This is a genomic window from Streptomyces sp. NPDC044003, from assembly GCF_056435185.1.
The window spans coordinates 349,078-363,732 of sequence record NZ_JBWKFA010000006.1 but is presented as its reverse complement, the minus strand read 5'-3'; the positions used below and the strand labels follow the sequence as shown (position 1 = coordinate 363,732).

The following is a 14,655-nucleotide window of genomic DNA, read 5'->3' as shown; positions in this document are numbered from 1 at the left end:
ACCGCCCGCGCGGAACGGAGCACCTGCCCCATGAGCGACGCCCTGCCCTCCTTCGAGGACACGACCGACTTCGACGACGCCGACCGGGGCTTCCTCGGCGCGCTCGTCCCCGGGGTGGTGACGGCCGCGGACGGCCGGGTGATCTGGGACAACGACGCCTACGACTTCCTCAAGGGCGACTGCCCGGACACGGCGCACCCCAGTCTGTGGCGGCAGGGGCAGCTCTCCGCGCGCCAGGGCCTGTACGAGGTCACCGCGGGGATCTACCAGGTCCGCGGCCTGGACATCTCCAACATGACGCTCGTCGAGGGCGAGCGCGGGGTGATCGTCATCGACCCGCTGATCTCCGTGGAGACGGCGGCCGCCGCCCTCGCGCTCTACAAGGAGCACCGTGGCGACCGGCCGGTCACCGGCGTGATCTACACCCATTCGCACGGCGACCACTTCGGCGGGGTCCGCGGCGTCCTCCCGCACGGCACCGAGGAGGGCGTCCCGATCCTCGCCCCCGCCGGTTTCCTGGAGCACGCGGTCAGCGAGAACGTGTACGCGGGCAACGCGATGACCCGCCGGGCGAGCTACATGTACGGCGTCGGCCTCCCGAAGGCCCCCGACGGCCAGATCGGCGTGGGCCTCGGTCAGGGCACCTCCACCGGCACCATCAGCCTGATCCCGCCGACCGTGGACATCACGGAGACCGGGCAGCAGGAGACGGTCGACGGGGTGCGGATCGTCTTCCAGCTGACGCCGGGCACCGAGGCCCCGTCCGAGATGAACTTCCTCTTCCCCGAGCACCGCGCCCTGTGCCTGGCGGAGAACGCCACGCACAACATGCACAACGTGCTCACGCTGCGCGGCGCGGTCGTCCGCGACTCCCGGATCTGGGCCCACTACCTGGACGAGGCGATCGAGTACTTCCACGGGCAGTACGACGTCGGCTTCGCCTCCCACCACTGGCCCACCTGGGGCCACGACAACGTGGTGCGGTTCCTGGCCGAGCAGCGCGACCTCTACGCGTACCTGCACGACCAGACCCTCCGCCTGCTCAACGAGGGCTGGACGGGCGTCGAGATCGCCGAGCGGATCGAGCTGCCGCCCGCCCTGGCGAAGGCCTGGCACGCCCGCGGCTACTACGGCTCCCTCAGCCACAACAGCAAGGCGGTCTACCAGCGCTACCTGGGCTGGTACGACGGCAACCCGGCCCACCTGTGGGAGCACCCGCCGGTGGAGCTCGCGCGGCGGTACGTGGACGTGGCCGGCGGCCCCGCCGAGGCCCTCGCCAAGGCCCGCCGGTACATCGAGGCCGGTGATCCGCGCTTCGCCGCCACCCTCCTCGACCACGTGGTCTTCGCCGACCCCGGGAACGAGGAGGCGAAGCAGGCCCTCGCCGGGGTGTACGAGGAGCTCGGGCACGGCGCCGAGAACGCCACCTGGCGGAACTTCTACCTGCGCGGCGCCCAGGAGCTCCGCCAGGGCATCACGGGCGAGATGGTCGACATGGCCAACCCCGAGATGGCGGCGGCCCTCACCGTCCCCATGCTGATCGACTCGGTCGCCATCGCGATCGACGGGCCGCGCGCCTGGGACGAGGACCTGACGATCGATCTGGTCTTCCTGGACGGCGCCACGGACGCGGGCGAGCGGCGGCGGCTCACCCTGCACAACGGCGCCCTCACCCACCGGGTGGTCGCCGAGCCCCGGACGCCCGCCGGACTCACCCTCACCCTCGGGAAGACCCAGCTGCTCGGCCTCCTCGCCGGGAAGAGCCTCCAGGAGCTCGGGATCGGGGTGGAGGGCGACCCGGCCCTGCTGACCCGCCTCTTCTCGTACGTGACGAAGCCCGACGCCCAGTTCCCGATCGTCACCCCGTAGACCGTCCGTGAGGAGGCCCCGATGGACCGCGCTCAGCGCCCCGTCCACGCCAGGACACCCGGCAGGATCAGCATCAGGAAGATCCCGAGGCTGACCACCTTGTACTGGAGGAGGGCCGCGACGCACTCGCGGATCGCCGCCGAGGCCCAGAAGTAGACGGCGGCCGGTCGGCCGGGCGGCTGCGCACCCTGCGGAGAACCCGGCGTCAGATCTCGCCCGCCAGCGCGAACAGGCCGCGCCTCGCGCCCTCTTCGTACGCGCTCCGCAGCTCCGGGTCGACGAGCAGCGCCCCCAGGGCCTCCTCGCCCCGGGTCCGTGTGACCACGCAGTACTCCGCAGGCCGGTACGAGGAGTCGAAGACCGAGGTCCGCAACAGGTCGACCGCGCCCAGGAGATGGGCCGCCTCGTCGTGCCGGCCCTCCAACGCCCGCATCTGCGCCAGGAGCTCCGCCGCGCAGGCCGCGCCCACCGCGGAACCGAGCCGCAGATGCTCGCGCAGGGCCCGCCTGGCGTACTCCGCGGCGCGCTCCCGCTCCCCGTCCCAGGCGCCGAGTTCGGCCCGCACGTGGTACGCCCAGGCCTCGGCGAACATGTCACGGCCCACCCAGGCCCGCCGGCTCTCGCGGTCCAGGTCCCCCTGGTCCAGCGCCTCCTGCGCGGCCTCCGGGTCGGAGCGGCACAGGGAGAGCGCGAGCCCGACCCAGCAGGCCCGCCGGGTCGGCCCGAACTCCGGGTGCTCCTCCATCAGTGCGAGGGCCTCCCGGAACTCGGCCGCCGCCGCGCGCGTACGCCCCTGGTAGAGCGCGGTCGCGCCGCGCAGATGGGCCAGGAGCGCCAGACAGCGCTCGTCGCCGTCCCGTACGGCCGCCGCCCAGGCCTGGGCGAGGAGCGGGTCGGCGTCCTCGGGGCGGCCGGACTCCAGCTCCAGGAAGGCGGCGAGCCACAGGGCACGGGCGGACGGCGGGCCCGCGTGCAGGCTGAGGGCGTGCCGCAGCCGGGTGCGGCCCTCGGCGATCCGCCCGCAGGCCACCCACAGGAACCACAGGGAGACCGCGATCTCCACGGACGTCTCGGCCTCGGCGTTCGGCGAGAGCGGCGCGGTCGTCGGGTCCATGGCGGCCGCCAGGTCGGGGAGTTCGCGCAGGGCGAGGTCCCGGGCGTCGAGCTGCCGGCCCCGCTGCCACCAGTCGGCGGCCCGCCGGGCGACCTTCACGCACCACCTGCGGTGGTGCAGGAGCACCGCCCAGCGGTCGCCGCGCGCGGTGAGCCGGCGGGCGCCGACGGCCCGCATCGGGTGCGGCATCCAGTACCGGGGCAGGCCGTCCTCGCCGTCGAAGAGGTCGTCGACGGGCAGGAGGGCGAGCGGCGCGAGCCGGTCGAGGACCGCCTGGATCTCCCCCGCGGGCAGCGTGCCGGAGGCGCAGACCTCGCGGACCGCCTCCCGGCCGAAGGCCCCCTCGAAGACGGAAAGCCGCTCCCACAGGAGCTGTTCGGCCGGGCCGCAGCTCGCGTAGCCGCGCTCGGCCGCGGCGATCTGGTCGAGGCCGACCGCTTCGCCCCACAGGCGTTCGGTCTCCGGTGGTTCTCCTGTCCACATGTGGTCCAGCCCCCGTGTCACTTCTCCGCCCTTCTTCTGTGACATAGGACGGATTTAATGGAAATCAGCCGTCGCGGCTTGAATGCATGAGCCCTGGTCCACATCCTGGGGCCTTCCCGTGCCCACACCCAGGGTTTCCCCGGGATCGACCAAGGAGGCACATGCATACCAGGGAATCCGTCCTGGGGGAGGTGGATCTGGCGCTGATCCACGCACTGCAGATAGCGCCCCGCGCCAGCTGGACCCAGCTCTCCGCCGTGCTCACCGTGAGCCCCGACACCCTCGCCAGGCGCTGGGAGACCCTCACCACAGGGGGGTACGCGTGGAGTTCGATGCTCACCGCCCGCCGCGGCACCGACGCCACCCTCTACGCGTGGGTCGAACTGGAGTGCGTGGCCGGCGAATCCGAGGCCACCGCGATCGAGCTCGCGGAGGATCCGTACACCCTCGGCGTCCACCAGGTGACCGGAGACGCCGATCTCATCCTGCTCGTCAACTGCCCCGACCTCCACGCCCTCGACGGCTACCTCGCCGGCCGGGTGCGGCGGCTGACCGGGGTGCTCAGGGCCCGCACCCAGGTCGTCACCCAGCTGCACAACCGCCCGTACCGCTCGCGGATCGAGCAGCTCACCCCGGGGCAGGCGCAGCACCTCGCCGAGATCACCGGCGGCGAACGGCGGGTCAGGACCCCCGCGCGCGCGTACCCGCATGTCACGGAGCTCGACCGGCGGATCGTCGCGGAGCTGGCGGGGGACGCCCGGCGCAGCGCCGCCGAACTGGCCCGGCAGTGCGGCACGAGCGAGTCGACCGTACGCCGCAGGCTGGACGCCCTCGGCGCGGCCGGCGCCTGCCACCACCACTGCCTGCCGGCTCCGCGGTTCTCGGGGCGGCCGGTGTGGGCGCTGGTCACGGCGGACGTACCGCCCCTGGACGTGGCCGAGTCGGTGGCCTCGCTCGGCAGGCTGCGCCAGACGCGCGTGGTCACCTCGGTCACCGGGCGGCACAACCTGGCCCTGGCCATGTGGCTCCGTACGGTCGAGGAACTCCACGACGTGACGGCGGCGCTCGTGCGGGCCGCGCCGGCGCTGCGGATCGCGGGCACCGCGGTGTCCCTGCGCACCCACAAGATCGGCGCGCAGGTCCTCGGCGCGGACGGCCGGCGCACCCACCACATCAGGCCCTCGACCACCCCCTGACAGGGCGCCGGGGGCGTGTTCTGATGGGCGGCATGGAGTTCGCCGTGTTCGTGACGCTGCCCGGACTGGTCATCCTGCTGACCGTGATCGCCTTCGCCGACCAGTTCCTCCGCATGACGGGACGCGGCCGGCGCACCGGGCAGGTCTCCTCGACGGGCTTCGAGCAGCTGCACGCCACGTTCTCGCAGGGCAAGCAGAACGAGCTCAAGGAGCGGCAGAGCGCCCTGGTGCTGCGCGACGACGAGGAGGACGGCGCCCCGCCGCGCCACTCGACGGTGGACCTCGGCGGCGGGCGGGCCGTCATCCGGATCGGGCGGTGACCGGGATCAGGCCGGCCGGGACGCCTTGACCGAGTACATCAGGGGGATGCGGGGGCGGTCCGCCGGGAAGCGGTAGTAGCCGTCCTCGTTCCGCTGGAGGGCGCCGTAGCGGGGGAACAGCGAGGCGTCGTGCTCGTGCAGGAACTCGATGCGCAGGCCCGCCCTCGCGAGCGCCGTGACGACCTCGCCGACCGGGTGCACCCACTCCACGCTGCGGTTGTGGACGGTGACGGCGTCGAGGTCGGCGTACGTCCCCGGGCTGGTGTCCACCCACGGCTCGCGGACGAAGTAGTCGTGCACGACCCGGCTGCCGGTCTCGTCGTCGAGCGAGTCGGTCAGCGGATGGAACTCGACCACGTAGAGGAAGCCGCCCGGGGCGACGAGCGAGGCGGCGGTCTCCGCCCAGCGGTCGAGGTCGGGGAGCCAGCACAGCGCCCCGAGGCCGGTGTAGACGATGTCGTACGAGGCGTCCGGGACGGCCTCGGCCGCGTCGTACACGTCGGCGGCGACGAAGGCGGCCCGCTCCTGGGGGAGGCCCAGGTCGGCGGCGAGCGAGCGGGCGGTCTCGACGGCCGGCTCGGAGAAGTCCAGGCCGACGACCTGGGAGGCGCCGTGCCGGGCCCAGGACAGGGTGTCCAGGCCGATGTGGCACTGCAGGTGCAGCAGGGAGCGGCCCGTGACGTCGCCGACCTCCGCGAGCTCGAAGTCCCGCAGGGCGTCCTTGCCCGCGCGGAAGGCGTCGAGGTCGTAGAACTCGCTGGCGGCATGGATCGGGACGCGCTCGTCCCACTTCGCGCGGTTGGCCTCGAACCAGTCGTCGGGGGTCGGGGAGTACATGTCGGCGAGGTTATCCACAGGCTGCGGACGACGCGACCCGATTGTCGGCGGCGCGGAGCATGATGGGTGCCATGACTACCGAGAGCAAGCACAGCGGCACCCCCGTCTGGGAGCAGCGCTTCCGGGCGCCCCGCGTCTCCCTGCCGGAATGGGCCGAGGAGGCCCCGGACCGCTCACTGTTCGTGTCCAACGCGACCGGGACGTACGAGTTGTACGCCTGGGACCGGGCGAGTGGTGAGCAGCGGCAGGTCACGGACCGGCCGAACGGGACGACGGACGGCACGCTGTCGCCGGACGGCGCCTCGGTCTGGTGGTTCGCGGACACCGACGGGGACGAGTTCGGGGTGTGGATGCGGCAGCCGTTCGGGGGCGGCGCGGACGAGCCGGCCGTGCCCGGTCTCGACGCCTCCTACCCGGCGGGTCTCGCCATCGGCCGGGAGGGCACGCTCGTGGTGGGCCGCTCCACGGACGAGGAGGGCTCGACGGTCCATCTCGTACGGCCGGGGGCCGCCGCCCCGGTCGAGATCTACCGACACCGGGAGTCGGCCGGTGTCGGCGACCTGTCGTACGACGGCTCGCTGATCGCGATCGAGCACACGGAGCACGGGGACGCGATGCACTCCTCGCTGCGGGTGCTGCGCGCCTCGGACGCGGGCGTGGTGGCCGAGCTCGACGACACCAAGGGCGGCACGGAGGAGCTGGGGCTCACCGTCCTCGGCTTCGCGCCGCTCGCCGGGGACACCCGGCTGCTCGTCGGCCACCAGCGGCGGGGCCGCTGGGAGCCGCTGCTGTGGGACGTGGCGACGGGCACCGAGACCGATCTGCGGCTCGATCTGCCGGGCGACGTGTCGGCGGAGTGGTACCCGGACGGTTCGGGGCTGCTGATCGTGCACGGCTTCGAGGCCCGCAGCGAGCTGTGGCGGTACGAGATCGCGACCGGCGCGCTGGTCCGGGTGGAGACCCCGGCCGGTTCGGTGTCGAGCGCGACGGCCCGGCCCGACGGCTCCGTGGAGTACCTGTGGTCCTCGGCCGCCGAGCCGCCGGTGGTGCGGTCCACGGCCGGCGGTGTGGTCCTGGACCCGCCCGGCCCGAAGGCGCCGCCGTCGGTGCCCGTGGAGGACGTGTGGGTGGAGGGGCCCGGCGGCAGGGTCCACGCGCTCGTGCAGCGCCCGGTGGAGGGCGAGGGCCCCTTCCCGACGATCTTCGAGGTGCACGGCGGCCCGGCCTGGCACGACAGCGACGCCTTCGCCTCGGGCCCGGCGGCCTGGGTGGACCACGGGTACGCGGTGGTGCGGGTCAACTACCGGGGCTCCACGGGATACGGCCGGGAGTGGACGGACGCGCTCAAGCACCGGGTCGGTCTGATCGAGCTGGAGGACATCGCGGCGGTCCGCGCCTGGGCGGTGGCGAGCGGCCTCGCCGACCCGGAGCGCCTGGTCCTCGCCGGCGGGTCCTGGGGCGGCTATCTGACGCTGCTCGGTCTGGGCACCCAGCCGGACGACTGGGCGGTCGGTCTCGCGGCGGTGCCCGTCGCGGACTACGTCACGGCGTACGAGGACGAGATGGAGGCCCTCAAGGCGCTGGACCGGACGCTCCTGGGCGGCTCTCCGGAGGAGGTGCCCGAGCGGTACGCGGCCTCGTCGCCGCTGACGTACGTGGACGCGGTGAAGGCCCCGGTGCACGTGTCGGCGGGCGTCAACGACCCGCGCTGCCCGATCCGCCAGATCGACAACTACGTCGACCGGCTCGCGGCCAGGGGCGCGGTCCACGAGGTCTACCGGTACGACGCGGGCCACGGCTCCCTGGTGGTGGAGGAGCGGATCAAGCAGGTCGCCCTGGACCTGGACTTCGCGGCCAGACACCTGGGGACCCGGGCTGCGGGGGCCTGAGGCGGCTTGCGTACCGTGGGGGGCGTGTACCGGTTCCTGAGAACGCCCCGCTGGTGGGGGATCAACGTCTTCGTCCTCCTCGCGATCCCGTTCTGCGTGTTCATGGGGACCTGGCAGCTCGGCAAGTTCGAGGACCGCGTCGACTCCCATCGGGAGGCCGAGCAGCGGCCCGCGGCGGACTCGCTGAAGGCCGAGCCGCTGGACTCGCTGCTGCCGGTCGACAAGGAGACCTCGGGCCGTTCGGCGCAGGCGAGCGGCCGGTTCGGGGAGCAGTTCCTCGTGCCGGACCGCGAGCTGGACGGCCGGACCGGCTCGTACGTCCTGACGCTCCTCAGGACCGACGGCGGCCGCTCGCTGCCGGTGGTCCGGGGCTGGCTCCCCACGGGCGCGAAGGCCCCCGCCCCGCCGTCCGGCGAGGTGACGGTGGTGGGTGCGCTCCAGGCCTCGGAGAACCCGGGCACGAAGGGCGTCCACGCGGCGGGCGGGCTGCCCGAGGGGCAGCTCGGGATGATCAGCGCGGCGTCCCTGGTGAACGTGGTCACGGACGACGTCTACGACGCCTGGATCACCCTCGCGGACTCCCCCACCGGGCTCACGCCGGTGCCGGCGGCGGCCGCGGCGGGCACGAGCCTGGACGCCAAGGCCTTCCAGAACCTCGGCTACACGGCGGAGTGGTTCGTCTTCGCGGGCTTCGTCGTCTTCATGTGGTTCCGCCTCGTCCGCCGCGAGGCGGAGGCCTCCCGCGACGAGGCACTGGGGCTGTAGCGGACCGGGCGGAACCGGGGGGCCTGCAGGACTCCTCAGTCCCCCAGGCCCGGGCCCACAGGGCCAGCTCCGTGCACGCCCGGTTCCACAGGCCCAGCTCCGTGCACGCCGGGCCCACAGGCCCAGCTAGCTCCGTGCACGCCCGGGCCCACAGGGCCCAGCCCCCTGCGGGTGCGGTCCCCTGTGTGCCTGGCTCCGTGCCGGCTCAGGAGCCCGCGAGGACTCCCGTGCGGTAGATCGCGCCCGCGCAGGCGTTCGGGATCAGGGCCGAGGCCGTGGTGCCGCCCGGCTCCGCGGTGTGGCTGACCACGACGCTGCCGTCCGCCGGCGCGCCGTCCTCGTGGAGCAGCTGGGGAGCCATGCCGGCGCCCGTGCCCGCTTCCGTGCCGGTGCCCGGTCCGGCGCCCGCGCCGCCCGAGTCCGTGCCGCCCGCCCCGCTCGTCGGGTCGTCCGTCGGGGTCGGCTGCGTCGGGGTCGGGGTCGGGGTGGGCGGCGGCTCGGTCGGGGTGGTCGGCGTCGGGGTCGGGTCCACACCGCCGCCCGTCGGGCAGGTCTCGCTGGGGATCCAGACGAACTTGACCTCGTAGCTGCCGTTCGGCTTCAGGACGAGCGCGTACGACTCCTGCGAGGGGTCGGGCAGTCCGGTGCCGTCGCCCGAGGTGTGCCGGACGACCGAGATCCGCGTGGGGTCGGCGGCCCCGCGGGCCTCGAAGCCGACGGTGCCCTCGCCGGCGACCAGGCAGGCCTGGTCGGAGACGTTGGCGATGCGGAAGGTGCCGTGGACCTTGCCCTCGGCGTCGGGGCCGTCGGCGCCCTCCTGGCTGACGCCGAGCTGGCCGGAGGTGCACCGGGGGGCGCCGCCGAGGGCCGTGCCCTGGGACGGCCGCGTGCCGTTGGCGCCGGTGCCCGGGCGCTGCGGCCCGCCCGAGGCGCCGTCGCCGCCGGGGCTCTGCGAGACGCTGCTCGCGGGGCCCTTGGTGCTCTTGCCGCCCTCGGTGCCGGTCTCGGAGCCGGTGCCGCCCTGGGCCTGCTCGCCGTGCGCCGCGCTCGCGGCGCCGGCGGCGGAGAGGTCGTCCGAGGCGGCGACGTGCACGAAGGCGGGGATGGCCGTGCCGAGGAGGACGGCGGCGGCCGCGGCGCCGACGACGGCCTGCCGCTTGCGGGCGCGCCGCGCGGGCACGGCCCGGCGCAGGTGCTCCAGCGAGCCGAGCGAGGGCTCCAGGCCGCCGACGGCGTCCTGGAACAGCTTCCGCATCGCGAGTTCGTCGTCGCCCTCGCCGGGTCCGGGCTCGATCTTCACCATGCGCTGTCCACTCGGTTCGTCACGTACATCCTGGGCGTCAGGGTTCTCGGAGGCGGTGCCGTCCGTCTCGGCGGCATGCCTCTTCGGGACGTCGTCGCCGTCACGGTTCTCGTGGGCCACGCCGTCCCCGCCGGGTGCCTCGCTCATGTCGTCGCTCCCATCGCGACGCGCAGCGCCGCGATGCCCCGCGAACCGTACGCCTTCACCGAGCCCAGGGATATTCCGAGCGTCTCGGCGACCTGGACCTCGGTCATGTCGGAGAAGTACCGCAGGGCGAGCACCTCGCGCTGGCGCCGCTGGAGTCCGCGCATGGCCTTGATGAGGTCCTCGCGCTCCAGCTGCTCGTACGCCCCCTCCTCCGCGCTGGCCATGTCCGGCATCGGCTTGGAGAGCAGCTTCAGGCCGAGGATGCGGCGGCGCAGCGCGGACCGGGAGAGGTTCACCACGGTCTGCCGCAGGTAGGCGAGCGTCTTCTCGGGCTCACGGACCCGCTTGCGGGCCGAGTGGACGCGGATGAAGGCCTCCTGGACGACGTCCTCGCAGGAGGCCGTGTCGTCGAGGAGCAGCGCGGCGAGACCGAGCAGCGACCGGTAGTGGGCGCGGTAGGTCTCGGTCAGGTGGTCGACGGTGGTGCCGGCGGTCGGGGCGGCCTCGGTGCTCTTACGAGGCGAGGGGATGCCGTCCACGGCCCCGGTGCGGGATCCGGTGGGCACGGGGGCGATCACCGGCATGCCGCCGAGCGACCGGGGGCGTCTGAGCGGACGCACCGCGGAGCCGCGTACGGGTACGCCGGCGCTGCTCCGCACGGGGAGCAGCGCTGTGCCCCCGCCGCGCAGCGGGGCGATGGTCGCGATGTCGAGTACCTCTGCCACGCCTGTTGGACACGCTTCCCCCCGACAGGGTTGTACGCGTTCGCCACCCTTTTCGACGGCGAGTTCTTCGTCCTCATGCGTAACCGTTCTCCCCCGATGCCCCGCTTTGAGCGTGTCCCGCGCCACACGGTCGTGGGTGCACGCAGAGACGCACCCCGCCCAACTCTGGTTGCAGTACGGGGGAAATGCATCGTCAACCACCACATCACCGCAGTTCAAGAGGTATCTGACGCCTTTTTGCTCACAGGTCGTTCACAGATCCCACAAATCCGTGACAAGCGATTCCGCGATCTGGAGGGCGTTCAGGGCGGCGCCTTTGCGGAGGTTGTCGGCGCAGACGAAGAGGTCGAGCGCGTGCTCGTCGTCGAGGGAGCGCCTGACCCGGCCGACCCAGGCGGGGTCGGTGCCGACGACGTCGGCGGGGGTGGGGAAGTCGCCGGCGGCCGGGTCGTCGTAGAGCACGACTCCGGGCGAGGTCGCCAGGACCTCGTGGGCGCGGCCGACCGGGACGGGGTGTTCGAAGCGGGCGTGCACGGAGACGGAGTGCCCGGTCACGACGGGGACGCGCACGCAGGTGGCGGAGAGCCGGAGGCCGGGGAGGCCGAGGATCCGGCGGGTCTCGTCGCGGACGTGCTCCTCCTCGGAGGAGGCTCCGTCGGCGCCGGGCGTGCCCGACCAGGGCAGGACGTTGAGCGCGAGGGGGCCGGGGAAGGGGCCGGTGTTCTCGCCGACGGCCCGCCGTACGTCGCCGGGGTGGGTGCCCAGGTCGCCGCCGCCGGCGACCAGGCCGAGCTGGGCGCGGAGCGCGTCGACGCCGGCCTGTCCGGCGCCGGCGCCGCTGGCGGCCTGCTGGGCGGTGACGACCAGTTCGGAGAGCCCGAACTCGGCGTGCAGGGAGCCCACGGCGACGATGAGCGCGAGGGTGGTGGAGCCGGGTCCGGCGACGATGCCGCGGGGGCGTACCCGTGCGGCGTGCGCGTTGAGCTCGGGGACGACGAGCGGCACGTCGGGGTCGGCCCGGAAGGCGGCGGAGGTGTCGACGACGACGGCGCCCTTGGAGACGGCGACCGGCGCCCAGCGGGCGGCGATGTCCTCCGGCACCAGGAAGAGCGCCAGGTCGACGCCCTCGAAGACGTCCTCGTCGAGCGCGAGGATCTCGCACTCCGCCCCGCGCACGGCGGCCTTGGAGCCGGCCGAGCGCGGGGAGGAGACGAGGCGGATCTCGCCCCAGACGTCCGCGTGGTGCGTGAGCATCTGGAGCATCACCGAGCCGACCGCCCCGGTCGCTCCCACGACCGCGAGCGTCGGCTTCGGGGTCATCGGCCGGTGCCTCCGTAGACGACGGCCTCGTCCGAGTCGCTGTCCAGACCGAAGGCGGTGTGGACGGCGCGCACGGCCTCGTTGACGTCGTCGGCGCGGGTGACGACCGAGATGCGGATCTCGGAGGTCGAGATGAGCTCGATGTTCACGCCCGCGTCGGACAGCGCCTTGAAGAAGTCGGCGGTGACGCCCGGGTTCGTCTTCATGCCCGCGCCGACCAGGGAGATCTTGCCGATCTGGTCGTCGTAGCGCAGCGAGTCGAAGCCGATCGCGGTCTTCGCCTTCTCCAGCTCGTCGATGGCCTTGCGGCCCTCGGCCTTGGGGAGGGTGAAGGAGATGTCCGTCAGACCGGTGGAGGCGGCGGACACGTTCTGCACGATCATGTCGATGTTGATCTCGGCGTCCGCGACGGCGCGGAAGATGGCCGCTGCCTCGCCCGGCTTGTCCGGCACGCCGACGACGGTGATCTTCGCCTCGGAGGTGTCGTGGGCGACGCCCGAGATGATGGCCTGCTCCACCTTGCGGTCCCCTTGCGGCTCGTTGCTGACCCAGGTGCCCTGCAGCCCCGAGAAGGACGAGCGGACGTGGATCGGGATGTTGTAACGGCGTGCGTACTCGACGCAGCGGTGCAGCAGCACCTTGGAGCCGGAGGCGGCGAGCTCCAGCATGTCCTCGAAGGAGATCCAGTCGATCTTCTTCGCCTTCTTCACGACGCGCGGGTCGGCCGTGAACACACCGTCGACGTCGGTGTAGATCTCGCAGACCTCGGCGTCGAGCGCCGCGGCGAGCGCCACGGCGGTCGTGTCGGACCCGCCACGCCCGAGCGTGGTGATGTCCTTCTTGTCCTGGCTGACGCCCTGGAAGCCGGCGACGATGGCGATGTTGCCCTCGTCGAGGGCGGTGCGGATCCGGCCCGGCGTGACATCGATGATGCGCGCTTTGTTGTGGACCGAGTCGGTGATGACGCCTGCCTGGCTGCCCGTGAACGACTGGGCCTCGTGGCCCAGGTTTTTGATCGCCATGGCCAGCAGGGCCATGGAGATCCGCTCTCCGGCGGTCAGCAGCATGTCGAACTCACGCCCGGCAGGCATCGGGGATACCTGCTCGGCGAGATCGATCAGCTCGTCCGTCGTGTCGCCCATCGCGGAAACCACGACGACCACCTGGTGGCCGTCCTTCTTGGTGTCCACGATCCGCTTGGCGACGCGCTTGATGCCTTCGGCATCGGCAACGGAGGAGCCTCCGTACTTCTGCACGACAAGGCCCACGTGCGCTCCTCGCTCAGTCTGTGCCGCAGCCGGCGCTGCGATCGGCTCAGTCTATCGAGGGACCCGGAAACGCCAGCGTGATATCACATCCTGAGACGCGCGGCTCAGGGAGTGATCATCCGGGCTCGTCGGCGAAAGGTCGGTCATCGGTCGGCGATCTGTCGGTGGGCCCGGCCAGGGTGGAACCGCGGACAGCACAGACCGCACGGACAGCACGGACAGCACGGACAGCACAGCCGACACAGACGGCACAGACGGCACAGACGGCACAGACGGCACAGACGGCACAGACGGCACAGACGGCACAGACCGCACCGAGCAGAGGAGCCGATCATGGACCAGACCCTGGCGGACCGGATGCGCAGCTACCTGGACGCGGGCCTCGCGATGGACGTCGAGGCACTGGACGCGACGTACGACCCCGCCTTCGAGAACGTCCGCTGCGACGAGGAGGGCCGGACCGTGACCCTCACGAAGGACATGTTCATGGGCCGGTTCCGCGCCCTGAAGGCGCGGGGCATGCGCATCGGGGAGTCCGTCGACGACGCGACGTTCCTGGCGACCAGCACGTACGACACGTACGGCTCGATCGTCATGCGCCGCGTGAAGGACGGCCTGCCCGTGCTCTACACCTTCGTCTGGCGGCGCGCCCCCCACGGCGGCTGGGGGACGCTGCTGCGCGAGTTCACGTACGAGAAGGACATCAGCGCCCTTCTGAAGCTCACTTCCTGAGCGGGCGGCCGCGCAGGCCCAGGGGGGTCGCGATCTCCTCCAGCATCACGCGCCCCGCCTCCTCGGCGAGGTCGTCCTCGGTGAGGTCCTCGTCCGTGTCGAGGCCGTCCAGCTCCGCGAGGGGCTGGTCGAGGCGGACGTGGGCGACGAGGGACTGGAGGGCGCGGAGGGTGGCCGAGGCGGTCGGGCCCCAGTTGGAGAAGTACGAGAACTGCCACCACCACAGCGCCTCGCTGATGCGGCCGGCCCGGTAGTGGGCGAGGCCGTGGCGCAGGTCGGTGACGATGTCGGCGAGGTTGTCGGAGATCCGGGCCGGGACCGGGGCCTTGCGCGGCTCGTACGGGTCGAAGACCTCGGAGAAGACGTCGACCGGGTCCAGCATCACCGCGAACCGCTCGCGCAGGTCGTCGACGTCCGGCTCCGGGCCCGTGTCCGGCTCGTACCGCTCGTCCGGGACGATGTCCGCGTGCGCGCCGAGCCGGCCGCCCGCCAGGAGCAGCTGGGAGATCTCCAGGAGCAGGAAGGGCACCGCGCTGTCCGGCTCGTCGCCCTTGGCGACCTCGGTCGTCGCGACGATGAAGCTCTCGATCGAGTCGGCGATCTGGACCGCGAAGTCGTCCGGATCCTGCGTGACGGAGTGCAGTGTGGCGTCAGACATCGAGCAGCCTCCCTGAGAGCGCGCCGGCC

Annotated in this window: 14 protein-coding genes; 7 read left to right on the top strand and 7 right to left on the bottom strand. The window is 72.7% G+C overall.

Translation table 11 applies throughout. The features are described from left to right. The first annotated feature begins 30 nt into the window (after positions 1-30). On the top strand, positions 31-1,869 hold the full coding sequence (locus tag AC07AW_RS25125) for an alkyl/aryl-sulfatase (protein ID WP_478817691.1): 1,839 nt from the start codon (positions 31-33) through the stop codon (positions 1,867-1,869). Positions 1,870-1,890: 21 nt separating this feature from the next. Continuing rightward, positions 1,891-2,025, top strand: a complete 135-nt coding sequence (locus AC07AW_RS25120) for a hypothetical protein (protein WP_478817690.1) — start codon at positions 1,891-1,893, stop codon at positions 2,023-2,025. A gap of 49 nt (positions 2,026-2,074) precedes the next feature. On the opposite strand, the gene AC07AW_RS25115 is transcribed toward AC07AW_RS25120, so the two are convergent. Beyond that, positions 2,075-3,511 (bottom strand): tetratricopeptide repeat protein, encoded by a 1,437-nt coding sequence (locus AC07AW_RS25115; RefSeq protein ID WP_478817689.1) that lies wholly within the window; start codon positions 3,509-3,511, stop codon positions 2,075-2,077. A gap of 116 nt (positions 3,512-3,627) precedes the next feature. Between AC07AW_RS25115 and AC07AW_RS25110 the strand changes: the two genes are divergently transcribed. After that, positions 3,628-4,662, top strand: coding sequence for an Lrp/AsnC family transcriptional regulator (locus AC07AW_RS25110; protein WP_478817688.1), 1,035 nt, complete (start codon positions 3,628-3,630; stop codon positions 4,660-4,662). Between the two features lie 32 nt (positions 4,663-4,694). Beyond that, positions 4,695-4,982 carry a DUF6191 domain-containing protein gene (locus AC07AW_RS25105; protein ID WP_478817687.1) on the top strand — a complete coding sequence of 96 codons (288 nt, stop codon included), beginning with the start codon at positions 4,695-4,697 and terminating at the stop codon, positions 4,980-4,982. A 6-nt stretch (positions 4,983-4,988) separates the two neighbouring features. On the opposite strand, the gene AC07AW_RS25100 is transcribed toward AC07AW_RS25105, so the two are convergent. Next, on the bottom strand, positions 4,989-5,819 hold the full coding sequence (locus AC07AW_RS25100; protein WP_478817686.1) for a class I SAM-dependent methyltransferase: 831 nt from the start codon (positions 5,817-5,819) through the stop codon (positions 4,989-4,991). Positions 5,820-5,881: 62 nt separating this feature from the next. Here AC07AW_RS25100 and AC07AW_RS25095 point away from each other — a divergent pair, with 62 nt between their 5' ends. Both AC07AW_RS25095 and AC07AW_RS25090 read left to right on the top strand, forming a co-directional pair. Further along, complete coding sequence (locus AC07AW_RS25095) at positions 5,882-7,708, top strand: S9 family peptidase (protein WP_478817685.1); 1,827 nt, start codon at positions 5,882-5,884, stop codon at positions 7,706-7,708. Between the two features lie 24 nt (positions 7,709-7,732). Then, a complete protein-coding gene (locus AC07AW_RS25090; RefSeq protein WP_478817684.1) occupies positions 7,733-8,473 on the top strand; it encodes an SURF1 family protein in 741 nt (246 codons plus the stop codon). A 205-nt stretch (positions 8,474-8,678) separates the two neighbouring features. On the opposite strand, the gene AC07AW_RS25085 is transcribed toward AC07AW_RS25090, so the two are convergent. The 4 genes from AC07AW_RS25085 to AC07AW_RS25070 form a co-directional block, all read right to left on the bottom strand. Beyond that, complete coding sequence (locus AC07AW_RS25085; RefSeq protein ID WP_478817683.1) at positions 8,679-9,923, bottom strand: hypothetical protein; 1,245 nt, start codon at positions 9,921-9,923, stop codon at positions 8,679-8,681. Next, positions 9,920-10,648, bottom strand: a complete 729-nt coding sequence (locus AC07AW_RS25080; protein ID WP_478817682.1) for a SigE family RNA polymerase sigma factor — start codon at positions 10,646-10,648, stop codon at positions 9,920-9,922. The genes AC07AW_RS25085 and AC07AW_RS25080 overlap by 4 nt, the downstream gene beginning before the upstream one ends. Positions 10,649-10,900: 252 nt before the next feature. Continuing rightward, on the bottom strand, positions 10,901-11,968 hold the full coding sequence (locus tag AC07AW_RS25075; protein WP_478817681.1) for an aspartate-semialdehyde dehydrogenase: 1,068 nt from the start codon (positions 11,966-11,968) through the stop codon (positions 10,901-10,903). Beyond that, a complete protein-coding gene (locus tag AC07AW_RS25070) occupies positions 11,965-13,236 on the bottom strand; it encodes an aspartate kinase (RefSeq protein ID WP_478817680.1) in 1,272 nt (423 codons plus the stop codon). Before AC07AW_RS25070 ends, AC07AW_RS25075 begins: the two co-directional genes overlap by 4 nt. A 333-nt stretch (positions 13,237-13,569) precedes the next feature. Between AC07AW_RS25070 and AC07AW_RS25065 the strand changes: the two genes are divergently transcribed. Beyond that, a complete protein-coding gene (locus AC07AW_RS25065) occupies positions 13,570-13,968 on the top strand; it encodes a hypothetical protein (RefSeq protein ID WP_478817679.1) in 399 nt (132 codons plus the stop codon). Here AC07AW_RS25065 and AC07AW_RS25060 read toward each other — a convergent pair. Then, on the bottom strand, positions 13,958-14,626 hold the full coding sequence (locus AC07AW_RS25060) for a DUF5063 domain-containing protein (RefSeq protein ID WP_478817678.1): 669 nt from the start codon (positions 14,624-14,626) through the stop codon (positions 13,958-13,960). The genes AC07AW_RS25065 and AC07AW_RS25060 overlap by 11 nt on opposite strands. Positions 14,627-14,655 lie beyond the last annotated feature (29 nt).